Raw genomic sequence first — 25135 nt, 5'->3', positions numbered from 1 at the left:
TTTTTTTTTTTTTTTTTTTTTTTTTTTTTTTTTTTTTTTTTTTTTTTTTTTTTTTTTTTTGTTTTTTTTTTTTTTTTTTTTTTTTTTTTTGTTTTTTTTTTTTTTTTTTTTTGTTTTTTTTTTTTTTTTTTGGGGGGGGGGGGGGGGGGGGGGGGGGGGCCCCCCCCCCGCCCCCGCCGCCCCGAAACCCCTCAGCCGTTCGGCACGATCACCGCCCGCCCGTCGATCGTCCCGGCGTGCAGCCGCTCGTACGCCTCCGGCGCCTCATCGAGCCCGAACCGCTCCACATGCACGTCCACCACGCCCGCGCGGGCCAGGTCGAACACCTCGATCAGCTCGTCGCGCGAACCCCAGTACGGGGCCGACACCGACACCTCGAACGGCAGCGCCCCGAACCCCACCGGCAGCGTCCCGCCGCCGATGCCGACGATGACCACGTCCGCCTCCACCGCCGCGCACGCGCCCGCCGTCGCCACGGTCGGTGCCGCCCCCACGAAGTCGAACACCGCCTGCGCCCCGATCCCGCCGGTCAGCTCCTTCACCTTCCCGGCCGCCTCCGCATCCGAGAGGACCGTCTCGTGCGCCCCGACGCGGCGTGCGAGCGCCAGCTTCTCCTCCGAGACGTCCAGCGCGATCACCCGCGCGGCCGTGAGCGCCCGCAGCAGCTGCACCGCGACGTGCCCGAGCCCTCCCGTGCCGATCACCACGGCCGTCGAACCGGGCGCCAGCTTCGGCAGCGCGCCCTTGATCGCGTGGTACGGCGTGAGCCCGGCGTCCGTGAGCGGCACGGTCCGCACCGGATCGAGGTCGCCGAGCGGCACGAGGTGCCGCGCGTCGTCCACGATCATGTACTCGGCGATCGCGCCGGGCGAGCCGAGTCCGGGCGGATTGATCTTGAGCTCGGCCGCGCGCTGGCAGTAGTTCTCCTTGCCCGCGGCGCACTTGACGCAGCGTCCGCAGCCCCACGGTCCGTAGACCGCCACGGACTCGCCGATCGCGACGCCGTGCACGCCGTCCCCGAGCGCCGCCACGGTCCCGGCGCCCTCGTGGCCGAGCGTCAGCGGCAGCTCGTACGGGAAGCCCTCGGCTGGCCAGGACATGACGGCGATGTCGGAGTGGCACACCCCGGCGGCGGTGACCTTGAGGAGCACCTCGCCGGGCCCGGGCTCGGGCGTGGGGATCTCGACGACCACCGGCGCCGCGCCGATCTCGCGGTACTGCAGGGCTTTCATGGGCTCCTCCGGAACTTGCGTGCGGCTCGTGCTTGCCCGCTGCGAAACCGCAGATGGCAGGCCTGCTGACCCGGCCACCGTAACCCGGTCGCGGCCGCTTGAGGCCCGAATCGGGACCGCCGGGGGCCCGCGCGCACCGGCCGTCGGCTAGGTTCGGCGCGTGGACATCGCAGACGACCCCCAGGCCCTGCTGGCGCGCGCGAAGGCCCTGACCGCGCCGGGCCGCGTGCTCATCGGCGTCGCCGGGTGCCCCGGGGCGGGCAAATCGACCATTGCCGCATGGCTCGCGCGAGCGCTCGACGCGGAGGGCCGGCGGGCCGTGCAGGTGCCGATGGACGGATTCCACCTGGCGAACGCCGAACTCGTGCGCCTCGGACGGCGCCGACGCAAAGGCGCGATCGACACGTTCGACGGCCACGGGTACCGGGCCCTGCTGGAACGGCTTGCGGCCGAACGGGAAGCGGTGGTCTACGCCCCCGAGTTCGACCGCCGGGTCGGCGAACCCGTAGCCGGGTCGATCGCCGTCCCGCCCGAAGCCGAAGTCGTCGTGACCGAAGGGAACTACCTGCTCGACGAAGACGGCCCGTGGCCCGGCGTCCGGGCCGCACTCACCGAGGTCTGGTACTGCGAGACGCCCGAGCCGCTCCGGCTGGCGCGGCTCGTGGCCCGACACGAGCGGTTCGGGAAGTCGCCCGAGGACGCCCGCTCATGGGTCGCCGACGTCGACGAGCGCAACGCCGAACGCATCCGCGCCGCACGGCACCGCGCCGACCTCGTGATCGACTTCGACGCCCTGGGCATCGGAAGGGCCGACGCCTAGCGCACACCGGATCCGACGCGCGACGGCGCGGCCCGACCAGGCCGAGCCCTGCTCACGCCCGCGGGGCCGGGACGAACGGCTCGGTCAGGTGCGAGGTCGCCACGTGCAACGTCTCGCCGGGGCCGGCCGCGAGCAGGCGCTGCCGCGACCGGCGCGCCGTCTCCGGGTCGGTCTCGTGGGCGTACGCGATCTCCGGGTACAGCAGCTGGATCGCGTTGACGAGCAGGTCGCCGGTGATGAGCGCCGACTCGCGGCCGTCCTCGACCACGACGCTCTGGTGCCCGGGCGTGTGCCCCGGGGTCGCGACGGCCCGCCCCGCGCCGCGCAGCGGCGTGTCGCCGTCGAGGAGCCGGAGCTGGTCGGTCTTCTGGAGCGGGTCGATGAGCAGTTCCCGCAACTGCGGGTTCAGCTCGTCGATCGCGTCGAGTTCGCGGCGCTGGAGCAGGTACTCGGCGTTCGGGAAGAACGGGCTCAGCCCGCCGCTCGGGCCGTCGCCGCTGGTCGTGACCGCCTCCTCGTTCACGACCGCCCACCCCACGTGGTCGGTGTGCAGATGCGTCAGCACCACAGTGTCCACTTCGTCCCGGTCGATCCCGCTGGCCGCCAACGATTCCGGCAGCACGCCCGGCACCGGCGCCCACGAGGCCGCCGGTCCGTCCGAAGGCCCGAAGCCCGCGTCTACCAGCGTCACACCTTGATCCGACCGGATCGCGAACGCCCGGAACTGCAGCGTCCACCGCCCGTCGCCGTCGACCGCGCCCGGGTCGAACCGGTCGGCCGCCGCCCACTGCGCGGCGGACGCCGCGGGGAACGCCTCGGCGCGAGGGGAGAAGAACGGCCCGGCGCCGTCGGCGAGGGCGATGATCTCGGTCGAACCGATACGGATTGCAGGGGTCACGGCCGCGAGTCTGCCACTACCGGGTGGCCCTCTCCGCAGCGGTCGTACCCGTGCGGGTGGAGGGCGACCGCCGCCCGACGACGGCGGTCGGCGGTTCAGGACCGCGTCCTCCGGCCGCGTCAGACCTCTCGGTACCTGGACTGGAAGAAGCAGTAGACGCCGTAGCACGCGATGCCGAGGGCGGTCAGGACGAGGAGCCAAGGGCCCCAAGCCGTCCCGGTCATCGTCTTGAGGGCGGTGTCGAGACCGCCGGCCTTCTCCGGGTCGTAGGTGACCGCCGCGGAGAGAATGAGCAGTCCGGCGATGGCGTACGCGAGGCCCTTGCTCGCGTATCCCGCTATGCCGAGCCGCCGCACCGTGCGGTGCATCGAGAAGTTCATCCGCCCGGTGTTCAGGTGCTTCTCGAAGTGCTTCGTCAGCCCGTAGACGACCAGCCCCACACCGATACCGGCCACGGCGACACCGGCCATGCCCACCAGGAAGCGGCCGCCTCCAGAGTCCATCATGGATGAGGCGGTGGACTGCTGGCTCTGCGACTGCGAGGCCTTCGCGCCGCTGACCACCTTGTATCCGAGGTAGGCGAAGTAGAGGTAGAGGATCACGCGGCCGCCGGAGACGACGCGTTCGGCGATCGCGGACCGGTCCTGTCGGCCGCGATGGCCGAGGGCCGCTTCGAAGGCCTGCCAGACGGCCAGCGCGACCATGCCGATGACGATGCAGACGACCAGGAACTCGCCGGCGGGCTGCGCGGCGAGGGTCTTCAGGGCGCCGGACTGGTCGGTGTCGGCGGACGATTCGCCGAAGGCGACTTGCAGCGCCAGCCACGCGAAGAGCAGATGGATGACGCCGTATGCGATGAGGCCGCCGCGGGCGAGGACCTCCAACGGCTTGCTTTCGGCCGCTCGAGAGGCGGTGCTGCGGACGTTCATACCGTTTTGAGTTTCCTATTGCGACAAGCCTCAAACGCGCGCGGCCGTCTGGGCGGGGGCCGCCACTCGTGTCCAAGCGCAGCCCCCGGCCCGCGAGCATCGCAACGACCAGGCGGTTTGTCATGGAGTCCACTCCAGGTCGTAGGCTGCCAGCGACAGTACCGACAAAAAGGGGGAGATTTCATGGCACGCGTAGCGGTGACCGGCGGCAGCGGCAAACTCGGGCGGGCGTGTGTGCGCGACCTGGTCGAGCACGGGTACGAGGTCGTCAACCTCGACCAGGCGCCCTCGCCCGACGACCTCGCGCCCTTCCTGCGGATCGACCTCACCGACTTCGGCCAGGTCGTCTCGGCGCTCACCGGCGTCGACGACCGCTACGACCGCCTCGACGCCGTCGTCCACCTCGCGGCCGTGCCCGCGCCGGGCCTGCGCCCCAACTCGGCGGTCTTCCACAACAACATGCTGAGCACCTACAACGTCTTCGCCGCCGCGAAGGCCGCCGGGATCGACAACATCGTGTGGGCCTCGAGCGAGACCGTCCTCGGCCTGCCCTTCGAGACCCCGCCGCCCTACCTCCCGGTCGACGAGGAGTACGAGCCGCGCCCCGAGTCCACCTACTCGCTCGTCAAGACCCTCGAGGAGACCATGGTCGGCCAGCTCTGCCGCTGGAACCCGAACCTCAAGGCCACGGGCCTGCGCTTCTCGAACGTCATGTACGTCGAGGACTACGCCGCCTTCCCCGAGTTCGAGACCGACCCGACCCTGCGGAACTGGAACCTCTGGTCGTACATCGACGCCCGGGACGGCGCGCTCGCGATCCGCCTCGGCCTCGAACGCGAAGGCACCGGCAAGGAGGTCTTCGTGATCGCCTCCCCCGACACCGTGATGTCCACGCCCACACCGGAACTCGTGCAGGCCCACTACCCGGACCTCGAATTGAAGCGCCCCGTCGAAGGCCACGAGACGCTCCTGTCGATCGACAAGGCCCGCCGGGTCCTCGGCTTCGACCCGAAGCACACCTGGCGCGACTACGTCTAAGGGAGGCGCTTGCGCCATTCCAGGTCGGTGATCTGGATGCGGGTGCGCTCCGACTCGTCCCAGGCGGTCCGGAACCCGTGCTCCCGCAAGGTCTTCACGACCTCGCGGCCGATAGCCACGGTCGCCTCCGGCTCGTCCGACCGCGAACCGTAGGCCAGGAAGAGCACGCCCTCGTGCGCGGACTCGGTGTCCTGCATGTGGAAGAACACGTACCCGCGGTCGTCGTCGCTCGCCTCCGCCCAGATCTCGGCGGTGCCGCAGCTCTGGCAGCAGGCGAAGTGCTCGCGCGCGACGATGCCGCCGCGGTCGAGCTCCGCGAACGCCTCGGTGAGCCGGTCGCAGTCGGTGACGCCCCAGTCCACTTGCGCCGCAACGCGCTCCCTCCACATCGGGGCGAGGATCTCGCGGGCCTGGGCCCGGGTGATCGGCTCCTCCGACTCCGACATCTCCTCGAGGGCCTGCACCATCGCGTCGAACGAAAGGTAGCCCTCCTCGAGGTACCGGGCGGCCAGGACCGTGGCCTCGGCCGCCGCCTCGGGGGACGGCGCAGGCACCTCGACCGGGTCCCACCAGTCGGCGGGCGCCCACGGGTGCGCGTCCTCCCAGCCCGGCTCGTTCCGCGCCCAGGCCACGAACACGTCGGCGGCGACGTCCGGATCGAGCGCCGCCTCCATCCACGGCTCGTCGCCGACCCGGTACGACACGAGGACGAGCCCGTTCTCCGGATCGCCCGAGGCCTGCATGCAGTCGTGCGGGGCGAACGGGACCCGATGGAGCACGATCCACTCGGAGCGCCCGTCCGTCAAGCGGTCCACGCGCTTCCGCAGCGCGCGCTCGGTGAGGCGTGTGAACTGGCGGTTCCGGTCGTCGAAGCCGCGAACCGCCAGCGGCGCTTCAGGGGTGTCGTTCATGCGGCCACCCTACGACGCCGCCGTGGGCCGGGAACCCTGGCCCGGCCCGCGGCGGTCCAGGTCAGACCTCGTACCAGATGTGGAAGTCGTCGTACTTGTGCACGCCCGGCGCACCGCCGACCTCCCGCACCGCCGCCTGCAGCGCCCTGAGCTGCTCGACGCGCATCGGCAGCGCGGCCTCGTCGGGCTGGTACGTCCAGCCGCGCGGGTAGTCCACGCCCGGCTGCACGGACATCTCGACGTGGCAGCCGAGCAGGTGCGACACCGGGTGCTCGTCGCACCACGCCACCAGACGGTCCACAGTGGCCTCGAAGGCGTCCCAGTCCTGCACGTACAACCGGCCCGGATAGAACGTGTCCCCGGTCAGCAGCAGCCGCGTCCACCGGTCGTAGAACACCGTCGCCGCCGCGTGGTGCCCCGGCCCCGGCACGACGTCCACTATCCGACCGCCCAAATCGAGCTCGCGCGGCGTCGCGGGCCAGTCCTCGAACCCGTAGAACGCCCGCACTGCTTCGAGACCGGGACCGACCACAGTGGTGTCAGGACGTGAGGTGAACTGCCCGTCGGCGGCCTTGTGGTCCCCGTGGCCGTGCGTGTGCGCCACGATCAGCCGGTACTCCTCGCGCGGGTGGCGCTCCAGCCAGGCCGCGATGTGCGCGTCCACGACCGCGCGCAGCGGGAAGTACTCCGGCTCCGGCGTCGCCCCGGTGTCGACCAGCAGCGCCGCGTCGTTCCCGAACAGCAGGAACATGAACGGCGCCTCGTAGTTCACGGACTTGTTCTGGCGCATCACGACCGTATGCTCGTCCGCCATGTGCGACTGGATCTCCGGCGCCGGGTCGTGCTTCGCCGACGGCCACCCCGCGTGCCAGTCCACCTCCAGGTCCGGCACGCACCCTCCCGGACGGAACCGCACAGGTCGATGCGACATGGTCTCCTCCTCGGCGAGCGCGGGCCCCGCATCCAACGCGGCGGCCCCGGCGGCGAGCGTACTCAACGCCCCGGCGGCGAGCACGGTGCGGCGGCTTGCAACGGTCATGACGACTCCGATCGACTCCGCATCGCCGCGCACCGGACCCGGCCCGCGGCTGCTCGGACCCAGTCTCACCGGCCCGGCCCCGCCGCACCTCGACTCCGCGAACGAATTGCGCCCCAAGTAGTCTCGACCAAAGTCGCACGCCGGATACGACTCCGGTCGGACCCGTCGACTCCGCCCGCAGGGAACGGAACGGCCGAATCCACCGCGAACCCGGGCAACCCCGCGCCGCCGCGACGGCGTATTCCATGCGTTCCCGCCGCCTCCCGAGAAAGCCGACCCGATGCGCCGACTCCTCATCCCCGCGCTCGCCGGAGCGCTCGTCCTCTCCGCCTGCAGCGAACCGGAAACCGAGGTCACCGAGGAGGACATCACCGCCATCGAGGCGAGCCTCGTGAACGGCTCCGCGCTGGCCTGGGAGCTCACCCAGGCCGAGACGCGCGTGGCGAGCATGTGCATGCAGGACGCGGGCTTCACCGTCCACGACACGAACCGCCTCCACGGCAGCATGATCCCGAACCGCTTCGAGGGCTTCGACTCCCCGTACGCGCGGATCCCCACGGTCGAGCAGGCGCAGAAGTTCGCCTTCGGCAACTGGGTGTACTCCTCCGACTCCGAAGAGGCCCAAGCGATGCGCGAGGACCTCGACTACCTCGCGTTCACCGCAGAGGACCAGGGCTGGAGCTCGGGCGACGAAGAGGCGGCCTACGCGGAGTGGGAGGCGATGGGCGAGGAGTACCACGACGCCTGGCTCGAGGCCTTCATCGGCCCTGAACGCGCCGCGTACGACGCGGCCATGTCCGAGGCCTACGAGAACGCCGACACCGAAGAGGAGATGGCGGCGGTCGACGTGGGCGAGCAGCCGCCCTTCGGCGGCTGCGAGCTGAAGACCATCGAGATCGTCTACGGCGAGCCGGTCTTCTACGAGTTCGAGGAAGGCGAGGGCCACTGGGGCCGGCCCGACCTGGAAAGCCCGCTCACCTGGATCGGCGACGGCTCGCTGTACTCCGAGCTGTCGGCGGAATACGCCGACCAGGAGGACGAGTTCCTGCTCTGCGTCGCCGACCGAGGATACGGCGAGTGGGAGTTCGACGAGTTCGGCTGGCTGCCCACCGGGTGGTACCTCGAGCAGGTCTACGGCAGCGGCATGTCGTACGACGGCATGGAGGATGAGGTCCCGCCGCTCACTGAGGAGGCCGAGGACGCGGAGGACCCGGTCGCGTATGAGTTCGCGATGGCCCTCGACTTCGCCGAGTGCGCCGAGGACGCGGGCCTGCACGACGGCACCGACGAGGCTTGGGCGCGCATGAGCGTCGAGCAGGTCATCGACCGCGAGACCGAGGTCTACGCTTGGGAGCAGGAGATCCAGGGGTACCTGGACAACGCCCAGGAGCACATCGCCGGACCGTAGCCGACCGAAGCCGGACCAAAGCCGGACCGAAGCGGGGCCGAAGCCGGGCCACAGCTGGGCCGAAGCCGGACCGAAGCCGGACCGAAGCCAGGCCGCAACCGGACCGTAGCCGGTCCGCGAGCGCTCAGAGGGACTCGGGCACGCGCGGCAGTTCCGGTGCGCCGCTGATCTCCTCGACCGCGCCGAGGATGGCGATCGCGCCGTCGTCGAACCGGTCGTCGTCGAGCACGACCTTGCCGTGGCTGCCGTCGGCGGCGACGAGCGTCCAGCGGAACTCCTCCGCCGTCTCCGGCCCGAACAGGACCCGGCGCTTCGTCCTCGTGGCGAGCGCGACCGCCACGTCGAGGAGCTCGGGTTCGCCCGCGTGCGCCGCGAACGCGTCGAAGCCGACGAACTCCGCGTACGCGCCTTCCTCTGAACCGGCCGCGACCTGGGCGATCACCGGTTCGACCACTGGGGCGGCGAAATCGCTGCCGTCCCAGACCTCAAGCTGCTCAAGGGGAATCGCGAAGGCGTCGGCGGCTTCGGCGGCAAGCTCCCCGAGGTCCACCGGCTCTATGAACACGATCGTGTAGTCGCGCATCAGGCCCGCTCCTGTCCCTGATTGAACACGTTTCGTGCAGTTTCCCAGGTTTTGTCTGTGAAGTGGTGCTTGAATCGCGAGATCTTGGGGTCCCGTTCGGCGGCGGCACGGTCCCCGCCGTAGGCCAGCAGCCCCTTGAGCGCGGTGAACTCCAGCTTGGTCAGCTCGATGAAGCCCTTGCCCCGCACCGGGTAGACGGTCCCCGACGGCGTCTCCAGGCCGTAGGTGCGGCCGTTGACCTTGTAGAGGTTGTCGCGGACGTGGGTCGCCTGGCCGTTCTTGATCGCCGCGACGTCCGCGTCAGTGTCCACATTGGGTAGCACGACGGTGTTCTTCTCTCTCGCGGGACTGTTCAAGCGCACCTGCCGGAACAGGTGCCGCTTGCCGACGCTCGTGGGCGGTGTCGTCGCGGCGGGCCCTCTGAGCGGTGGCGGTTCCTGCGCGGCGCCGATGAGAGCGCCGTCCAGAGCGTTCCGACGCGACCCGTCCCCGACGCCCCGAAAAGCGCCCGCCAGTAAACCCTTGATCGCATCGACTTGCCGCCGAAGGGAATCGAGCCCGTCCGCCAACGCATTGGCCTGACCCGCCAATTCCTCGGCCCGATCACCGGCGGCGTGCGTGCGCTGCGCGGCGGTCTCCACGCCAATGGCGTCGAGCTGTGCAGCCAGCGAATCCAGAAGGTCTTTCGAGGAAGTGATGCTTCCGGCGAGTTCGCGCGCGCTCTCGGCGTTCGTGGCGACCGATCCAGAAGCCTCTTCGATACTCGACACCGGAGCTCCTTCCGGAGAGGGGGTCTAGTCAGGATAAATGGGATTGAGTGTGATCACAACCACGCGTGTCGTTATGGCACAGAACGGAATGTGTATGGGCCGGTCGACCCCCACCAAGGTCGACCGGCCTGCCGGGAGGAGTGGGTCTCAGGTGTCGCGTGAGGCGGCGATCAGGGCACGGATCTGCTTGAGCAGCCACGGGCACCACTCGTCGTTCTTCCACGCGCCGTTCCAGATCGGATCGTCCATGGCATCGGACTCGATGCGGCACACCTCGTGCGGACCGACGCCGTCATCGCAGTCGAGCAGATACACCGCCGGAGTGTTCGGATAGCATGATCGGTCCGCCGGGATCTCGTACAGCGTGAACACCGCCGGACCGCGCCGGAACCAGCCGAGGTGGCCGTCGATCCCGGGCTCACCGTCGGAACGGAGGTTGTATCGGTCCTTCGGGTCCTTCGCGCGCTCTATCGGCCTATCCATCGCAGAACCGGATCCCGTCGCGATAGCCGTTGCCGCCCTTCGGGTGCGGAGCGGGTTTCGTGACCCGGTAGAAGTGCCGGAACGCGGTGTCCTCCAGCCACACCTTCCATTCGGAGGAGAAGCCGCGCCACCCTTCGCCCCAGGTCGCGTGCATGGCCCCGGAGGTGAGACCGGAGACGATCAGGACGATGTCCGCCCGCCTTTCGGGTACATAGACCTGGAACGAGTCGGGCGCGTCGACGCTCGACGCCCGGACCGCGAAATTGCTGCGCCCATCGGTGAACTCCCCGCGCAGCAACGGATCTGACGGCTCCATCCCACATCACTCCACTTCGGATCGCGCCGTGCCGAGGCCGACCCTCGGACCTCTTCAACATACGGCGATCACAAGCCTCTGAGCAGGCGATCTATCGCGTGAGTCGTCAAGGCGGAGTTAATCACCCATAGTTTTTAGGGCCTATTTTGTATAGATGTTTTTGGAATGGCCCGCCATGACAGATGTTTACCGTGTCGCAACCGAGTGTCATCATGGGAGGCCAGCATCGAATTCCGCTGAGGCAGGAGGCAACCCACCGTGCCGTCATCGAAGCTCGCAAAGTGGCTCCCGGGCCGAGAAGTCCGAGTCCGCCGACTCGAAAGGAAGCTCAGTCAGGCAGCGGTCGGAAGGTTCGTCAAACGCACCGATCAGACCGTTGCCAAGTGGGAGCGCGGCGAGAAGTGCCCCGATGTCGGGCAGATGTGGGCCCTGGCCGCCCACCTCGGCATGGACGAGGAACTCAAGTCGTACATGATCCAGATCGCCGAGAACGAACACGAGCAGAATCTCAAGGCTGATCGCCGGTTCAATGCATTGTGCCTGCGCATGGCCGAACTTTCAAACGGTGAGATCTTCAAGTGGGAAACCCAGCTCATCCCAGGCATTGCTCAGACCCGCGCGTACCACTTCAAGTTCTTGCCCTTGGCGTGGGACACCAACGACGACGAGCTCAATACGGGATGGTCGTTTAAGAAGGAGCGGCAGCAGCGTCTCCTCAACCGAACCGACAACCCCACGGTCCGACTGCTCATCGGAGAGAAGGCTCTTAGAGATCTCGAACTCCTCTCTGGTGTCGACAGGGAAGAGCAGATCGAGCAGTTGCTTGAGCTCGGTGACCTGCGGAACTGGGAGATCCGAATCCTCACCGGCCCCTACCCCGAAGGCGCAAATGCTTTTTCGACGTACAAGCCTGGGGGTGCCGAGTTCGGTAGCCCTCCATTCGTCTATGCGGAAGTGCTCGACGAGAGCTGGTGCATCGAAGAGACCGACCGGATCGCGCGTTACGATGAAGTCTGGCGAGCCCTGTGGGCCAAATCGATTCCACTGAGGGAGTACCTGGATGACCGACGTAACGGCCTGGCGTAAGAGCACTCGCAGTGGGCCGGGCAACAACACGGACTGCGTCGAACTGCGCCGTGCTTGGCGCAAGGGCACTCGCAGCGGTGTCGACAACAACTCCGATTGCGTCGAGCTGGCTGCCTGCCCTGAAGGTGACGGCTTCCACGTCCGGGACTCCAAGCTCGGCGATGCCTCCCCGGTCTTCGACCTCACGCCGGGCGACCTGACGAGCCTTCTGGGCCACGCCCGCTGAGCCACGTTTAACGTTCGGAGTCGGCCGTGTCGGTGCATCGACACGGCCGCTTCTTTTGCCCTGAGCGACAACAAGGCATGGATGATGCGGCCCCCGCCGTGTCCTGCTGTCCGGAGCGATCGCCACGGGGTTCAATCGGGCGGCGACAGCGAGGTGGCAGCGGGGCGCTCCCCGGCTACCAGGCCGGGTGTGTCCGAGCTCCAATCAGGCGGCGACAACGAGGTAGCAGCGGGGCGCGGGTCGCTCTCCGGCAACCTGGCCGGGTATGCCTGGGCTTCAATCGGGCGGCGACAACGAGGTGGCAGCGGGGCGCGGGTCGCTCCCCGGCTACCAGGCCGGATGTGTCCGAGCTTCAGTCGGGCGGCGACAACGAGGTGGGAGCGGGGCGCGGGTCGCTCTCTGGCAACCTGGCCGGACGTGCCCGGGCTCCAATCAGGCGGCGACTGGAAGTGGTCGGTGAGGCTGGGTTTTCTGCTTCGGGCATGCCGGAGGGCCCGACCCCTCTGGGGGATCAGGCTGCGCTGCAAGATGATGTGTTGCTTTGCGGTGCTTCCCCCAGCGGTCGCCCGCTGGGGCAGCCTAAGACCGGCACCGGTGTTCGCACCCGCCCCGCCGCTGGCCCTGGCGCTGGCGCTGGCCCCGAGGCGGGCGCAGGGGCGGCCGGTTTCGTGAACGTTGCTCGGCATCTGGCTTTCGCTGCCCGCATCGCTCGGATCGCCCGGTCACGGTCGACAGCCCCGGCGAGCCCGTCGAGTTCGGGCTTCAACGTCTCGGACCACTCATCGCGGTAGAGCCCGGTCGGGAACACATCCCACTCAGTGCCCCGGTGCTCCGCGTCCATGTCGGCATCAGTCCGCCAGTCCGAGCAACCGCAGCCGTGACCGTCGATGCCGCCCTGGCCTTCATGGCCGTCGTGGTGGGTGATGACCGCTCGGCCGGGGCCGGTCTTCTCCACCGACCAGCCAGCCGTGTGGATCCTGCCATGATGAAACCTGCAGAGCAGGATCAGGTTCTCCGCGACCGTCAAACCACCATCAGCCCAATGCTGAATGTGGTGCGCCTCAGTCCAAGCGACCGGCCGCTCACACCCGCGCCAAGCACACCCTCCCGGTTGCTCAAGCTCCAGCTTCCTCCGCAGCGACGTGTTGGGCAGGCGCGCCGCCCGGCCCAGTTCGACCGCCTCACCGGTGACGTAGTCGAACACCGAAGGGATCACGCCCGCCTCGCAGGCGAGGAGACGCGCACGCGCCACCGAGATCGGCTGCCCTTCGAGGAGCGGCAGCCGGCCGGTGTCCTTGCCCTGCAACGTCTCGACGTCCACCACCAGATCGAGCGTGGCAGTGTGCCCGTGCCTGGTGGCGGCCTGCGGGGACGACCCGTACCCGGCCAGAAGCTGATGCAAGGCCTCGGCGTGCCGGTTCGCCTGGGCAGGAAGCAGACCCTCGGCATCACCCGCAGCGCTGTCACTGTCGGCCTCGCGGTCTTCCTTCCTCGGGGGCGGGCAGGCGGTCTTCAGGTACTTGTCCAGCAGCCGCCCGGTCGCCTCCGACAGGGTGCCCTCCAGGCCCCACATGCCGTTGCCCTGCGGGGTGAGTTCGAGGCGCTGCAGGGACTGCTCGCCCAGTTCGTCGAACAGTGCAACCTCTTCGGCGATCGAGGCCCACAGCTCGTCGAGATGGCGGCGCAGCTCCTTGAACGAGGCGTGGGCGCAGTACTGGGCCACCATCGCCTCGGGAGTCGCACACGCAACCGTGGGGTCGAACGGGGAAGGGACCGGGGTCCGGAAGGGGGTGCGGGCGAACAGGCGCATCGCCGGGGTCTGGTCGAGCTGGCGGACCGCGTAGGCGACCTGGTCGATCCTCGCCGCCCCTGTCGTCGCCGCCTGAGCGAGAAGACGGAACTTCCCTGAGAGGCGGGCGATGGCCGCGATCGATCCTGCCGTGGCATAGGTGAAGTCGAACTGGGAGAGCAACAGATCCCGCAGCGCCGAGAACCCGAACTCTGAGCGGTGCAGACCCGCCTCTTTCATCGCGATCACCGAAGCGAGGACCTGGGCGTACTGGGCGTTGATGAGCGCGGCCGCCTCGTCGAGAGCCGAGCGGATCGCTGCCGCCCGGGAGGGCCGGTCCGAGACCAGGGAAGGAAAGGCGACCTTGGCAGTGGGGGTGGTGTCGCAGTGGGCCATTGGTCTCGCCTCCTTGCCTGTTCTCGAATGGTCTACCTGTTTTCGCTTGCTTGTTCGTACCTCAATCATGACATGCGAAGTGTAGTGGTGTCATCACTCAATCGGGTGATTCATCCATTGAGGATGATCGATGCCACGCCCGCCTCGGCCAACACCGCCTGGGGCGCAACACCAACCAAGATCGAGACGGCGCTCCGCGCCGCAAGGAACGCGCTGCCCGCTCGGCCACCCGACACACCCTCAACGGCAATCACCCTTCTGTCACTGCCCGCTTTGACCTCGCCCTGAACCGACCGGGCAGCCGCACCGCACACCCCTCGACGAATCGGACCTCTTTGTCGCTGCCGCCTGAACCTCGACCAAGACGGCGCGGCAAGCCGCAGTACAGGCAGGCGGCCTCGCCCCACAGCATCAGCGCAGGCGCTCGAGCTGGTCCTTGTAGATCGCCCCCATGGCTTCCTGATGCCTGGCGAGGAACTCCAGCTCCTCCTCGCTGTAAGCGTCCACCAAGGCGGCGACCCGCTCGCCAAACGGTTCGTACAGCGCCGCCCCCCGCTGCAGCGCTTCCCGGTCGGGGGTGACGATGACGCGTCGGCGGTCCCCCGGATCGCGTTCGGCGCGCAGGTATCCGGCGTTCTGGAGTCGGCGGATCATGCTGGTGATCGCCCCGGTGGTCAGGCCGGTCTGCTCGGCGAGCTGCCCGGCGGTCGCCGAGCCCTGCTCCATGAGGAAGTCGAGGCATTCCATATCGGTGACGGTGAGCCCGAGCTTGCTCGCGACCGCACTGCGGAACATGAGCGAGAGGCGCGACTCGGCGCGTCCTGTCGCGAAGAACCGCTCCGCAGCGGTCCCGCCCGGGTTCACGCCGCCCGGACGACCGGGCGGCGCAGGCTCGGCAGGAGCTTGAGCATCACCCATTTCTGCACCCCTCTGCTGCCGGTCAGCCGCCGCATCATGCCCTCGGCCGTGTCGACGGCCTTGTACGCGTAAGGAACCATCTCGTCGCGGTACGCGTCGAGCGCGTCCTGGACCGCGCCGGCCGGGCCCCCTGCGGCGAAAGCGGCCACCAGCTTAGCGCCGAGGAGGGCCGCGTCCCGCAGGGCGGTGTTGCCGCCGTGCGCGCCGAACGGCGGCATCGCGTGGACGGCGTCGCCCATGACGGCCGTGTTCGGTACGGCCCACTGCCCCGGCCGCTGCCCGACGGCGAAGCGGCTGAGCATGGTCGACTCGTGGTCGGCGGCGGCGATGAGGCGGCGCACGGCCGGGTGGTAGTCGGCGGCGGCGTCCTGCGCGAGCCGCCGCAGCGGCGCGGCGTCGTTCCAGGCGGTTCCCGCGGGGATCTCCTCGTGCGGCATCACGACGCCCCACATGACGTACTCGTCCAGGTCGGGTACCGGAACCTCAAGGGCGCGTTCGGCGAAGGCGGCCTTGGGGTCCTGCGCGAACTCCATCGCGGTGAAGAACACGGCGCGGCCGGGCCGGTCGCCGAGGGCGAGGACGCCGCTGCGGTCGAGTTCGGCAGGGAGGACGCGCCCTCCGGCCAGGGGCGTGCGGCCGTAGATCCCGGCGACGCCGGTGTCCTCGGGTCCTCCGCCGGGGAGGATCTGTTCCCGGAGCGCGGACCCGATGCCGTCGGCGGCGACCACGACCTGCGCGGCGACCGAAGCGCCGTCCGCGAACCGGAGCCGGTGCGCTCCGCCCGGGCCGGCCTCGATCGCGGTTGCCTTGCGGCCGTAGTGGACCCGGTCGTCAAGGCCGGTGAGGAGGATCGAGCGCAAAAGCTGGCGGTCCATCTGTCGCTCGCCGTCCTCGGTCTCCTCGAAGCTGAGCTTGAAGGCCTCGCGCAGGTGCTGGTTCATGAAGCGGAAGTACCCGCCGGAGCGGCCCGCGACGGTGACGGCGAGGCCGTACAGGTCGGCCGGGAGACTGGCGCGCAGCGCGCCCAGGCCGTCGCCGTCGACGGTGATGCGGTAGCCCTGGCGGCGGGCGAACGGGGCGGCGTCGCGCTCGTAGACCTGCGCGTCGATGCCGTTGCGGCGCAGGTGCTGCGCGAGGCACAGGCCCGAGAGGCCCGCGCCGACGATCGCGACGGCGGTGCTGGTGTGGTTCAGGTTCGTGCTCGCCATGAGATTATCTTAATAATTAAGATAATCTGCGCGCAAGCCCCCGCTACTCGGGCCGCACGAACGCCGGGTACTTGCCCGGGTTGAGGCGGTAGGCGGCCAGCGCGTTGGCGTGCCCGTGCCCGAGCCCGTGCTCGGCCTTGAGCCAGTTGACGACCTCGGCCTGCTTGGCGAGCCCGCTGGCGTCGATGAGGTCGAACCACTCCTCGACCGGGCGCCCGTACTTCTCCTCGATCGACAGGAAGTAGGAGGCCGGGCCCTGGTTCGGGTTCTTCGCGTTCACGGTGTGCTCCTTGCGGTTGTAGGTGTGTACCGGTGCAGACGAGTCTCGCGCGCCGGATTCATCGGCGGTGCGGAACGCCGGAAGGCGGGCCGCTCGCGCGGCCCGCCTTCCGGGGGTGTGTTTCCTGGTGGTGGTGTCTAGCGCTTGTTGAACTTCTTCTTCGAGATCACGTAGCCCAGCAGCGCGAAGGCGAGGGACCAGGCGATCGTCAGGACCAGGTCGAGCCCGTCGACGGCCTTGCCGAACAGGAGCGCCCGGACGACCTCGATGAACGGGGTGAAGGGCTGGTACTCGGCGAAGTACTGGACGACGGTGGGCATGGACTCGGTGGGCACGAACGCGGAGCCGAGGAACGGCAGGAGCATGAGCGGCATCGGGGAGTTCGACGCTTCTTCGACGCTCTTGGCGGCCATGCCGAGTCCGACGGTGAGCCAGGTCAGGCCGAAGGAGATGAGGAGCAGGGTGCCGGTGAGGCCGACCCAGCCGAGCGGGGTGGCGTCGGGGCGGAACCCGATCGCGACGGCGACGCCGAGGGTGACGGCGATGCACAGGAACGACTGGATGACCGAGGCGATGACGTGGCCGGTGAGGACCGAGACCCGGGCGATCGACATGGTGCGGAACCGGTCGATGATGCCTTCGGTCATGTCCATGGCCACGCTGATCGCGGTGCCCTGCACCGCGGCGACGATCGCCATGAGCATCATGCCTGGCGTCAGATAGGTCAGGTACGCCTCGCGTCCGCCGGTCGGGCCGCCGAGGCCGTCGCCGATGGTGCCGCCGAAGACGTAGACGAACAGGAGGAGGAAGACCACCGGCATGCCGACGAGCATCACCGTCAGGGACGGGTAGCGGAGCATGTGCTTGAGCTGGCGGCGGAGCATGGTCGAGGTGTCGGTGAAGGTGTGGGCGATGGTGCTCATCGGAGTTCTCCTTGGAAAGGGCTGGAAGCGGTTCGGGGGCTACGCGGTGGCGGCGTGGCCGGTGAGGGACAGGAAGACGTCGTCGAGGTCGGGGGTGTGCACCGTGAGCTCGTCGACTTCGACGCCTTCGCGGTCGATGGTGTCGAGGATCTTGCGCAGCGAGTCGATGGAGCCGTCCGAGGGGATCTGGACCGTGAGCTGGTCCGGGTCCGCGGTGGCGGAGAGCACTTCGGCGATGCGGGCGAGCTGGTCGGCCCGGTGCAGGCGCAGGTTCACGTGGCCGCCGGGGACGAGCCGCTTGAGCTGCTCGGGCGTGCCCTCGGCGACGATCTTGCCGCCGTTGAGGACCGCGATCTTGTCGGCCAGTTCGTCGGCCTCCTCGAGGTACTGCGTGGTGAGGAAGATCGTGGTGCCGGCCTTGACGAGTTCGCGCACGATCGACCAGACGACGCGGCGGCCGCTCGGGTCGAGGCCGGTGGTCGGCTCGTCGAGGAAGATCACCTTCGGGTCGCCCATGAGGCACATGGCGATGTCGAGGCGGCGCTTCATGCCGCCGGAGTAGGTGGACGGGGCGCGCTTGGAGGCCTCGACGAGGTCGAAGCGCTCCAGGAGCTCGTCGGTGCGGCGCTTGGACTCGCGCTTGCCCAGGTGGTGCAGGCGGCCCATGAGCAGCAGGTTCTCGCGGCCGGTGAGCAGGTTGTCGACGGCGGCGAACTGGCCGGTGACGCCGATGGCCTTGCGGACGTCGTCGGCGTTGTGGGCGACGTTGTTGCCCTGCACGAACGCCTCGCCGCCGTTGGCGGGGATGAGGGTCGTCAGGATGTTCACCGTGGTGGTCTTGCCCGCGCCGTTGGGGCCGAGCAGGGAGAAGATGGTGCCTTCGGGGACCTCGATGTCGACGCCGCCCAGGACGGCGTTGTCGCCGTAGGACTTGGTGAGGTTGCGGGCCTGGATGGCCAGGGGCTTCTGGGTGTTCATCGTTCCTCGTTTCGAGTGGGCTTCGGTGTTTCCGGTTCGGTTTCCCTCGCCGGGCATGTGAGTACTTTGGCCGGGGCGGCTGACATGGCGCTGACATCGACCTGACGCGGTGTCAGGTCCGGTGAAAGCCGGCGCGGCGGCGGATAGAGCGTGAGCACCATTCCAAGGTCGAACACGGTTTCACCTCGTCAGTCAGGGCCATCCACAGTGCAATGTGGACTGTCGGTGGGCAGGGCTCCGCCCCGGTGGGCGCGCCTTGCGGAGGGTGCGGTCGGCTACCGGGACGTGCCCGGGGCCGTCAGGTGGAGCGGAGCGGCGGCGCTCCGGCTAGATGTCGAGGTCCTGCACCGGCGGGGCCTCCGCCGTGGCGGCGACCATCTGGTACAGCTCGGCCGGGATCTTCTCCTTGAGCTCGTCGAGCGTGTCGACGACCTCGAGCGTGGCGTCCCCGTAGTTCATGGCGTAGCTCTGCTCGCCGAAGCCGAGGAGCTTGCGCCAGCCGGTCTCGTTCGTCTCGTGGACGTAGTCGGGCGTCTTCTCGACGTGGATCACGAACTTGCCCGAGCGGGAGCGGTAGACCCGGTAGATCTCCGCCTTCTTCTCGTTCGAGCGGACCCATTCGCCGATCTTCACGCCGGTGAAGCGCTGGCGCTGGCGTTTGCGCCCGGAGCCCGGGCCGACGGGGACGGTGATCTCCTCGTAGCCCTCCAGGCGGCCCTCCTCGGCGTCGACGTAGCGCTTGAGCGCCGTCGAGATCGCCTTGGAGAGGTTGCCTCCCGCGAGTTCCTGCGCTCGGGTGTAGAGGGGCAGGTCCTTGTCGGCGACGTAGATCGTCTTGTTGGGCATGACGGCATCTTAACCTCCTTCCAGGGGTCGTTCTCGGTATACGTAGAGACTATACGTATACGTAGGTCATGCGCAAGTCCGGTCCCCGACTTCTTTCACCGGCACGGCGAAAGGCGGCCCCGCGACACGTCGCGGAACCGCCCTCCAAAGCTGCTACCTGGGCTTATGCGCCCTTCTGGGCCGCCAGCTGCGTCAGCTGCGCCTTCACCGTCTCGACCACGTCCGTCGACGCGGTGGGCACCGAGAAGCGGATCGTCGAGTTCAGGTCCGGCGCCAGGAGCTCCGCCGAGTTGTCCGCGGCGAACACCACGTCCGTGTTCGCCTCGCCCGCCACGAACACGACCTCCAGCTCGCGGATCCGCCCGTGGAACTCGCCCTCGGTCGCCCAGAACTCGACCTCCTGGTAGAACGGCACCGTCGCGCCCTGGATCGTGCCCAGCTCCAGGTCGGTCTCCTGGAACGCGAAGCCCAAGGCCTCCAGCGCCTCCCAGACCGCCTTGTGCACCGGCAGCGCCTCCACCGTCAGCCAGTCCAGGTCGCCCTTGTCCAGCGCCTGGTCCAGCGACAGGTGCGTCGACACGCCGAGCTTCATGCCGCCCACCAGCGGACGCTGCTCCACGTTGTTGAACGGCGTCTCCCAAGGCACCTGCACCTCGAACGCGATCGGGTGCGCGGTGCCCTTCGCCAGGTCGAACTTGCCCGAGATCTCCGCCTTGAAGTAGTCGTGCACGACGCCGGCCGCGTCCTCGCCCTTGCTGTCGTCCTCGACCAGGGCCGTGAACTCGATCTCCACGCTCTCCACCGCGGCGTCCACTTCGGCGCCGGAGATCCGCACCTCGCCCTTCAGGACCCCGCCGGGGACCACGTGCTTCTCGTGCAGGAGCGTGTCGACTTGGATGCCACTACCGAGAATGGCCTTGAGCTTGCTGAACACCATTGGGGCGGTTCCTTTCGGGGATACGAAGGCACTGTCGTAAAGAAGGCCACAGCGGGGTGGGAACGCGGACAGGGGCGCCTCGATCGTATCCCGAAAGCGCCGCCGCTATTCGCCCCCGTGCAGCTGGACCACCGGAATCGCCGGATCACCCGGGGAGAGTTTCAGCCCCTCCCAAGGGATCGAGATGAGCCGCTGGCGCAGCAGCTCCCGCGACTCCTCCAGCGACGGCTGCGCCGCCAGCTCCCCGCCGCGGAACAGCGGCACCTGCAGCCGCTTGTCGCCCGGCTGCGACTCCGGCTCCCCTTGCGACACCACGACCTCCTCGACCGCCGTGCCCGTCGGCTTGTGCCGCCGCACCGCGATCTTGCGACCTCCGTTGGTGCCCTTGTGCTCCGAGCGCTTCGCGACCGGGCGACCCTCCACTTCGACCAGCTTGTACACCAGCTGCGCCGTCGGCGCGCCCGAGCCGACCACGACCGCCGTGCCCGCCCCGTAGATGTCCACAGGGGCCGCCGCCAGCGCCGCGATCGAGAACTCGTCGAGGTCGCCCGAGACCACGATCTTCGTGTCGTGCGCGCCCAGCTCGTCGAGCAGTTCGCGCGCGCCCGTGGCCATCACGTCCAGGTCGCCCGAGTCGATGCGGATCGCCCGCAGCCGCGGCCCGGCCACCTCGATCGCGTTCCGGATGCCCTGCGTGATGTCGTACGTGTCCACCAGCAGCGTCGTGTCGGTGCCGAACGCGTCGATCTGCGCCTGGAACGCCTCGGTCTCGGACTTGTGCAGCAGCGTGAACGCGTGCGCGCTCGTCCCCGAGGTCGGCACCCCGTAGCGCCGGCCCGCCTCCAGGTTCGAGGTCGCCACGAACCCGGCCAGGTACGCGGCCCGCGACGCGGCGATCGCGGCGGCCTCGTGCGTGCGCCGCGAGCCCATCTCCAGGATCGGGCGGCCGCGCGCGGCCGTCACCATGCGGGCGGCGGCGCTGGCGATCGCGCTGTCGTGGTTGAGGATCGAGAGGGTGAGGGTCTCCAGGAGGACGCACTCGGCGAACGTCCCGGTCACGGTGACGATGGGGGAGCCGGGGAAGTACAGCTCGCCTTCGGCGTAGACGTCGATGTCGCCCTTGAAGCGGTAGTCGGCGAGCCACGCGGCCGTGGACTCCTTGACGACGCCGCGGGAGGTGAGGTCGTCGAGGTCCGAGTCCTCGAAGCGGAACCGCTCGATGGCCTCGGAGAGGCGGCCGATCCCGCCGACGACGCCGTAGCGGCGGCCGGTGGGGAGGCGGCGGCCGAAGACCTCGAAGACGCAGGGCAGCTCGGCGGTGCCGTCGCGGAGGGCCGCTTCGAGCATCGTGTACTCGTAGTGGTCGGTGTACAGGGGCGTGCGCGGCAGCGTGACGGACATAGTGGTGAGCGTAATGCACCTGCGGCACCGGCGGGCCGCGTGCGCGAGCGGTGTTCACACCCGCCCGTTTATTCCCGCCCCCACCAGGTCGCGAGGCTCGTCTCACGCTCTGAGCGAGGGCTTCTGGCCTCCTAGCGCCGCGTGTACGCTTGCTTGCGTGTTGCGGATCGCGCATGAACTGGTCGAGGCGATGGTCGCGCACGCCCGGGCTGACCACCCCGACGAGGCGTGCGGCCTCATCGCGGGCCCCGAGGGCACGGGAGAGCCGAAGAGGCACATCCCGATGGTCAACGCTGCCCGCTCCACGACCTTCTACGAGTTCGACTCGGAGGAGTGGAAGCGGGTCTACGACCAGATGTGGGACAACGACGAGGAAGTCGTCGTGGCCTACCACTCGCACACCCACACCGAGGCCTACCCTTCGCGCTCCGACGCGGGGATCGCCTCCCAGCTGGGGCTGCCGGGCGCGCACTACGTGCTGGTGACTACCAAGGACCCGGACATCGCCGAGGTCAGGTCGTTCCGCATCGCCGACGAGGTGATCACCGAGGAGCCCATCGAGGTCACCGGTGCCCCGGAGGCGGTGCAGAGCTACAAGTTCGCGCACACCCCCGACTCGACGGTCTACGACTGTTCCTGAGTTCCCGCCGGGCCCGCGCCCGGCGTTCGTCATGCAGTTCCCGCTGCGCGTCAGACACATCGACGGCCCCTGCCGGGCTGTTCCGAGAATCGAAGGAAATCCATCATGTCCGTTGAAGTCCGCGTCCCCACCATCCTCCGCACCCACACCGGCGGCCAGAAGCTCGTCACCGGCGAGGGCGACACGCTCGCGAAGCTGTTCGACAGCCTCGACGCGCAGCACGCCGGCCTCAAGGGCCGCGTCGTCACCGACGAGGGCACGCTGCACCGCTTCGTGAACGTGTACATCAACGACGAGGACGTGCGGTTCATCGGCGGTCTCGACGCGGCGCTCGCCGACGGCGACCAGGTCACCATCCTCCCCGCCGTCGCGGGCGGCATGTAGTTCGCAGAAGGGACCGGCCGTGGCACGCTTCACGGACATCACCGCGACGCTCGGCGACACGCCGCTCGTCGGACTCCCGCGGCTCTCGCCCTCGCCGGACGTCCGGCTGTGGGTGAAGCTCGAGGGCGCGAACCCGACCGGCTCGGTCAAGGACCGGGTCGCCGCGAAGATGATCGAGGCGGCCGAGGACGACGGGCTGCTCCAGCCCGGTTCGACGATCCTGGAGCCGACCTCGGGGAACACCGGCATCGCGGTGGCGATGCTGGCGCGGCGCAAGGGCTACAAGCTCATCGCCGTCATGCCCGAGAACACGTCGCTGGAGCGGCGGCAGCTGCTGACCGCGTTCGGCGCGGAGATCGTGTTCTCCCCGGCCGCGGGCGGTTCGAACGCGGCCGTGGCGAAGGCCCGCGCGATGAGCGCCGAACGGCCCGACCTGGTGATGCTCAACCAGTACGCGAACCCGGCGAACGCGGCCGCGCACTACGAGGGCACCGGGCCGGAGCTGCTGCGGGACCTGCCTGAGATCACGCACTTCGTGGCGGGGCTGGGGACGACGGCGACGCTCATGGGCGTCGGCCGGTACCTGCGCGAGCGGGCGCCGGGCGTCCAGATCGTCGCGGCCGAGCCGCGGTACGGCGAGCTGGTGTACGGGCTGCGGAACCTCGACGAGGGGTTCGTGCCGGAGCTGTACGACGAGAAGGTGCTCGACCGGCGGCTCTCGGTGGGCACCGAGGACGCGCTGCGGCGCACCCGCGAGATCCTCAGCGAGGAGGGCCTGTTCGTGGGCCTCTCGACGGGCGCGGTGCTGCACGCGGGGCTCGCGCTGGCGCGCGAGGCAGCGAAGGCGGGCCGGTCGGCCGACATCGCGATGCTGGTCGCTGACGGCGGCTGGAAGTACCTGTCGACGGGCGCGTACTCGGACGGCATGGACGAGGCGGCGAACGCCCTCGACGGCCAGGTCTGGGCGTAACGAGACAAGACGGCGAGACGGCCGGGTAGCGCGAGGGCGCGGCCCGGCCGTTCGGTCGTCCATGCCCGCGGTCCGTTTGGGTACGACATGTTTCGGGGCCCGTTCGGTTGTCCCCGGTATCGGCGATTTCGGCCGCACCGCCGCGGTGCGATCCTGAGGCGTCCTCAGTGGCTTGCTAGCCTGGCCGAATGGTATCCGCCGGCAAGCTCAAACTGCCTTCCGTCTCGATCCGCAAGTCGAAGGACGTGCCGCGGCAGGGCACGGCGCCGCAGGCCGTGGAAGGCGAAGCCTGGTCGAGCGGCCCGGCGCCGCAAGCGTCGACGACCGCGCTCGGCTCGATCCAGGGCGGCATCGCCTCCGCGAAGGAGTTCGGCCCGGTGCGGCCCGAGAGGCCCGCAGTGCGCCTGCGGCGGCTCGCGGGGGTCGCCTCGTGGGCGCTCGTGCTCGTGCTCGCCGGTGTCGCGACCGCGATCGTCGGCCTGTTCCGCGTCTTCGGCGACAGCCCCGCCTGGTTCACCCCGGCGTTCATCACCTGCGGCGTGATCGGCATGCTCCTGGCGATGATGGCCTTCGCGACGCTGCGCTTCAAGGGCGTGCCGTGGATGTTCATGGCCGCCTCGACGATCACGCTGTTCGCCGCGTTCGTCATGCTGCGCGCCTAGCCGACTCCGCTGGCAGGCCCCGCGAGGGCCTTGCCGCGCAAGCGAAGCGGTGCGCGCGGGGGAGGAGCGGCCCGGCGCGGGCGGACCTCCCGCCCAGGGTGGGGAGATCCCGTCTGCCACGACTCTGACCCACGGGTCCGACACGAACACCACGGAAACGCCGATTCTGTGGTGATCGCCACCCTGTCATTTTGGCGACATTCCCGTGACGAGCAGGGGCGTTCCAGGCCCGTTTGGACGTACGCTCGGAGCCCATGAACGACGCGCCCATCGGGATCTTCGACTCCGGTGTCGGAGGCCTGACCGTCGCCCGATCGATCAGCGAACTGCTGCCCGCCGAGCAACTGGTCTACGTCGGCGACACCGCCCACGTCCCTTACGGCCCCCGGCCCATCGCCGAGGTCCGCAAGTTCTCGCTCGACGTCTGCGACCACTTGGTCGAACAGGAGGTCAAAGCGCTCGTGATCGCCTGCAACTCCGCCGCGGCGGCCTCGCTGGCCGACATCCGCGAACGCTACGACATCCCGGTCGTCGAGGTCATCCGGCCCGCCGTCCGCCGCGCCGTCGCCACGACGCGCAACGGCCGCGTCGGCGTGATCGGGACCGCGGCGACGATCTCGTCGGGCGCGTACCTGGACGCCTTCAACGCCGTCCCGGACGTCAAGGCGATCGGGGTCGCCTGCCCGGCGTTCGTCGATTTCGTGGAACGCGGTGTGACAACCGGCCGACAGCTCCTGGGCCTCGCCCAGGGGTACCTTGAGCCGCTACAGCAGTCCGACGTCGACACTGTCGTGCTGGGCTGCACCCACTATCCGCTGCTGTCGGGACTCATAGGACTGGTGATGGGAGAGGACGTGACACTGGTGAACTCCGCGAGCGAGAGCGCGCGCGAACTCTACCGCGTGCTCACCGACCACGACCTCCTGGCCGCCCGCACCGAACCCGCCGAGCACCGGTTCCTCGCGACCGGCGACCCGGAAGCCTTCACCAGGACCGCGCGCCGGTTCCTGGGGAACCTGTTCCCGAACGCGGCGGCGGCCGTACTGGACAAGGTGTGATCTGCC

At 69.0% G+C, this 25135-nt stretch carries 29 protein-coding genes; 11 read left to right on the top strand and 18 right to left on the bottom strand.

What is annotated here, in order from left to right:
- Positions 1-191: 191 nt before the first annotated feature.
- Positions 192-1232, bottom strand: a complete 1041-nt coding sequence (locus ACGGCP_RS06615) for an NAD(P)-dependent alcohol dehydrogenase (RefSeq protein ID WP_392961997.1) — start codon at positions 1230-1232, stop codon at positions 192-194.
- Between the two features lie 160 nt (positions 1233-1392).
- On the opposite strand from ACGGCP_RS06615, the gene ACGGCP_RS06610 reads away from it, so the two are divergent.
- Positions 1393-2052: a nucleoside/nucleotide kinase family protein gene (locus tag ACGGCP_RS06610; protein WP_392961995.1), complete on the top strand. Its 660-nt coding sequence runs from the start codon at positions 1393-1395 to the stop codon at positions 2050-2052.
- A gap of 52 nt (positions 2053-2104) precedes the next feature.
- On the opposite strand, the gene ACGGCP_RS06605 is transcribed toward ACGGCP_RS06610, so the two are convergent.
- Positions 2105-2950 carry an MBL fold metallo-hydrolase gene (locus ACGGCP_RS06605; RefSeq protein WP_392961992.1) on the bottom strand — a complete coding sequence of 282 codons (846 nt, stop codon included), beginning with the start codon at positions 2948-2950 and terminating at the stop codon, positions 2105-2107.
- 119 nt (positions 2951-3069) lie between these two features.
- Positions 3070-3879 (bottom strand): DUF1206 domain-containing protein, encoded by an 810-nt coding sequence (locus tag ACGGCP_RS06600; protein ID WP_392961989.1) that lies wholly within the window; start codon positions 3877-3879, stop codon positions 3070-3072.
- Between the two features lie 183 nt (positions 3880-4062).
- Here ACGGCP_RS06600 and ACGGCP_RS06595 point away from each other — a divergent pair, with 183 nt between their 5' ends.
- Entirely contained in the window at positions 4063-4917 is an 855-nt protein-coding gene (locus tag ACGGCP_RS06595) for an NAD-dependent epimerase/dehydratase family protein (RefSeq protein ID WP_392961987.1), read from the top strand.
- On the opposite strand, the gene ACGGCP_RS06590 is transcribed toward ACGGCP_RS06595, so the two are convergent.
- Together ACGGCP_RS06590 and ACGGCP_RS06585 are read right to left on the bottom strand one after the other, a co-directional pair.
- Positions 4914-5828 (bottom strand): DUF6891 domain-containing protein, encoded by a 915-nt coding sequence (locus tag ACGGCP_RS06590; RefSeq protein ID WP_392961984.1) that lies wholly within the window; start codon positions 5826-5828, stop codon positions 4914-4916. The genes ACGGCP_RS06595 and ACGGCP_RS06590 overlap by 4 nt on opposite strands.
- Positions 5829-5889: 61 nt before the next feature.
- On the bottom strand, positions 5890-6867 hold the full coding sequence (locus ACGGCP_RS06585) for an MBL fold metallo-hydrolase (RefSeq protein ID WP_392961981.1): 978 nt from the start codon (positions 6865-6867) through the stop codon (positions 5890-5892).
- Between ACGGCP_RS06585 and ACGGCP_RS06580 the strand changes: the two genes are divergently transcribed.
- On the top strand, positions 6866-6988 hold the full coding sequence (locus tag ACGGCP_RS06580) for a hypothetical protein (protein ID WP_392961978.1): 123 nt from the start codon (positions 6866-6868) through the stop codon (positions 6986-6988). The two genes, ACGGCP_RS06585 and ACGGCP_RS06580, sit on opposite strands and share 2 nt — an antisense overlap.
- A gap of 159 nt (positions 6989-7147) precedes the next feature.
- Complete coding sequence (locus tag ACGGCP_RS06575) at positions 7148-8275, top strand: hypothetical protein (protein ID WP_392961976.1); 1128 nt, start codon at positions 7148-7150, stop codon at positions 8273-8275.
- A 124-nt stretch (positions 8276-8399) separates the two neighbouring features.
- Here ACGGCP_RS06575 and ACGGCP_RS06570 read toward each other — a convergent pair whose 3' ends face one another.
- From ACGGCP_RS06570 to ACGGCP_RS06555, 4 genes are all read right to left on the bottom strand, one after another.
- Entirely contained in the window at positions 8400-8858 is a 459-nt protein-coding gene (locus tag ACGGCP_RS06570) for a hypothetical protein (protein WP_392961973.1), read from the bottom strand.
- Positions 8858-9628 carry a hypothetical protein gene (locus ACGGCP_RS06565; protein ID WP_392961971.1) on the bottom strand — a complete coding sequence of 257 codons (771 nt, stop codon included), beginning with the start codon at positions 9626-9628 and terminating at the stop codon, positions 8858-8860. The genes ACGGCP_RS06570 and ACGGCP_RS06565 overlap by 1 nt, the downstream gene beginning before the upstream one ends.
- A 147-nt stretch (positions 9629-9775) precedes the next feature.
- The gene (locus tag ACGGCP_RS06560; RefSeq protein WP_392961968.1) at positions 9776-10111 is read right to left on the bottom strand and encodes a hypothetical protein; all 336 of its coding nucleotides are present in this window, start codon (positions 10109-10111) and stop codon (positions 9776-9778) included.
- Positions 10104-10427, bottom strand: coding sequence for a hypothetical protein (locus ACGGCP_RS06555; RefSeq protein ID WP_392961966.1), 324 nt, complete (start codon positions 10425-10427; stop codon positions 10104-10106). The genes ACGGCP_RS06560 and ACGGCP_RS06555 overlap by 8 nt, the downstream gene beginning before the upstream one ends.
- A gap of 258 nt (positions 10428-10685) precedes the next feature.
- Here ACGGCP_RS06555 and ACGGCP_RS06550 point away from each other — a divergent pair, with 258 nt between their 5' ends.
- Both ACGGCP_RS06550 and ACGGCP_RS06545 read left to right on the top strand, forming a co-directional pair.
- Positions 10686-11513, top strand: coding sequence for a Scr1 family TA system antitoxin-like transcriptional regulator (locus tag ACGGCP_RS06550; protein ID WP_392961963.1), 828 nt, complete (start codon positions 10686-10688; stop codon positions 11511-11513).
- Positions 11488-11739, top strand: a complete 252-nt coding sequence (locus ACGGCP_RS06545) for a DUF397 domain-containing protein (protein WP_392961961.1) — start codon at positions 11488-11490, stop codon at positions 11737-11739. Before ACGGCP_RS06550 ends, ACGGCP_RS06545 begins: the two co-directional genes overlap by 26 nt.
- Positions 11740-12250: 511 nt before the next feature.
- Here ACGGCP_RS06545 and ACGGCP_RS06540 read toward each other — a convergent pair.
- The 9 genes from ACGGCP_RS06540 to ACGGCP_RS06500 form a co-directional block, all read right to left on the bottom strand.
- A complete protein-coding gene (locus ACGGCP_RS06540) occupies positions 12251-13924 on the bottom strand; it encodes a DUF222 domain-containing protein (RefSeq protein WP_392961957.1) in 1674 nt (557 codons plus the stop codon).
- 411 nt (positions 13925-14335) lie between these two features.
- Positions 14336-14788, bottom strand: a complete 453-nt coding sequence (locus ACGGCP_RS06535) for a MarR family winged helix-turn-helix transcriptional regulator (protein ID WP_392961954.1) — start codon at positions 14786-14788, stop codon at positions 14336-14338.
- Complete coding sequence (locus tag ACGGCP_RS06530) at positions 14785-16050, bottom strand: FAD-dependent oxidoreductase (RefSeq protein WP_392961951.1); 1266 nt, start codon at positions 16048-16050, stop codon at positions 14785-14787. Before ACGGCP_RS06530 ends, ACGGCP_RS06535 begins: the two co-directional genes overlap by 4 nt.
- 43 nt (positions 16051-16093) lie before the next feature.
- A complete protein-coding gene (locus ACGGCP_RS06525) occupies positions 16094-16330 on the bottom strand; it encodes a DUF4287 domain-containing protein (RefSeq protein ID WP_392961948.1) in 237 nt (78 codons plus the stop codon).
- Positions 16331-16467: 137 nt separating this feature from the next.
- Complete coding sequence (locus ACGGCP_RS06520) at positions 16468-17253, bottom strand: ABC transporter permease (protein WP_392961946.1); 786 nt, start codon at positions 17251-17253, stop codon at positions 16468-16470.
- Between the two features lie 39 nt (positions 17254-17292).
- Positions 17293-18231 carry an ATP-binding cassette domain-containing protein gene (locus tag ACGGCP_RS06515; RefSeq protein ID WP_392961943.1) on the bottom strand — a complete coding sequence of 313 codons (939 nt, stop codon included), beginning with the start codon at positions 18229-18231 and terminating at the stop codon, positions 17293-17295.
- A gap of 327 nt (positions 18232-18558) precedes the next feature.
- The gene (locus ACGGCP_RS06510) at positions 18559-19077 is read right to left on the bottom strand and encodes an EXLDI protein (RefSeq protein ID WP_392961940.1); all 519 of its coding nucleotides are present in this window, start codon (positions 19075-19077) and stop codon (positions 18559-18561) included.
- Positions 19078-19240: 163 nt separating this feature from the next.
- Positions 19241-20014, bottom strand: coding sequence for a sporulation protein (locus ACGGCP_RS06505; RefSeq protein ID WP_392961937.1), 774 nt, complete (start codon positions 20012-20014; stop codon positions 19241-19243).
- Between the two features lie 105 nt (positions 20015-20119).
- Positions 20120-21415, bottom strand: a complete 1296-nt coding sequence (locus ACGGCP_RS06500; RefSeq protein ID WP_392961934.1) for a nicotinate phosphoribosyltransferase — start codon at positions 21413-21415, stop codon at positions 20120-20122.
- A 157-nt stretch (positions 21416-21572) separates the two neighbouring features.
- Here ACGGCP_RS06500 and ACGGCP_RS06495 point away from each other — a divergent pair, with 157 nt between their 5' ends.
- From ACGGCP_RS06495 to murI, 5 genes are all read left to right on the top strand, one after another.
- Complete coding sequence (locus ACGGCP_RS06495) at positions 21573-22055, top strand: Mov34/MPN/PAD-1 family protein (RefSeq protein WP_392961932.1); 483 nt, start codon at positions 21573-21575, stop codon at positions 22053-22055.
- A gap of 105 nt (positions 22056-22160) precedes the next feature.
- Positions 22161-22439: a MoaD/ThiS family protein gene (locus ACGGCP_RS06490; RefSeq protein WP_205327806.1), complete on the top strand. Its 279-nt coding sequence runs from the start codon at positions 22161-22163 to the stop codon at positions 22437-22439.
- A 19-nt stretch (positions 22440-22458) separates the two neighbouring features.
- A complete protein-coding gene (locus ACGGCP_RS06485) occupies positions 22459-23409 on the top strand; it encodes a PLP-dependent cysteine synthase family protein (RefSeq protein ID WP_392961929.1) in 951 nt (316 codons plus the stop codon).
- A 188-nt stretch (positions 23410-23597) separates the two neighbouring features.
- Positions 23598-24071 carry a hypothetical protein gene (locus ACGGCP_RS06480; protein ID WP_392961926.1) on the top strand — a complete coding sequence of 158 codons (474 nt, stop codon included), beginning with the start codon at positions 23598-23600 and terminating at the stop codon, positions 24069-24071.
- A 254-nt stretch (positions 24072-24325) separates the two neighbouring features.
- On the top strand, positions 24326-25129 hold the full coding sequence (gene murI, locus ACGGCP_RS06475) for a glutamate racemase (RefSeq protein WP_392961923.1): 804 nt from the start codon (positions 24326-24328) through the stop codon (positions 25127-25129).
- Positions 25130-25135: the final 6 nt, after the last annotated feature.

Source organism: Glycomyces sp. NPDC048151 (assembly GCF_043202775.1).
Taxonomy (GTDB): domain Bacteria; phylum Actinomycetota; class Actinomycetes; order Mycobacteriales; family Micromonosporaceae; genus Glycomyces.
Note: the sequence above shows the minus strand (reverse complement) of the source record. Positions and strands in the feature narration are given on the sequence as shown.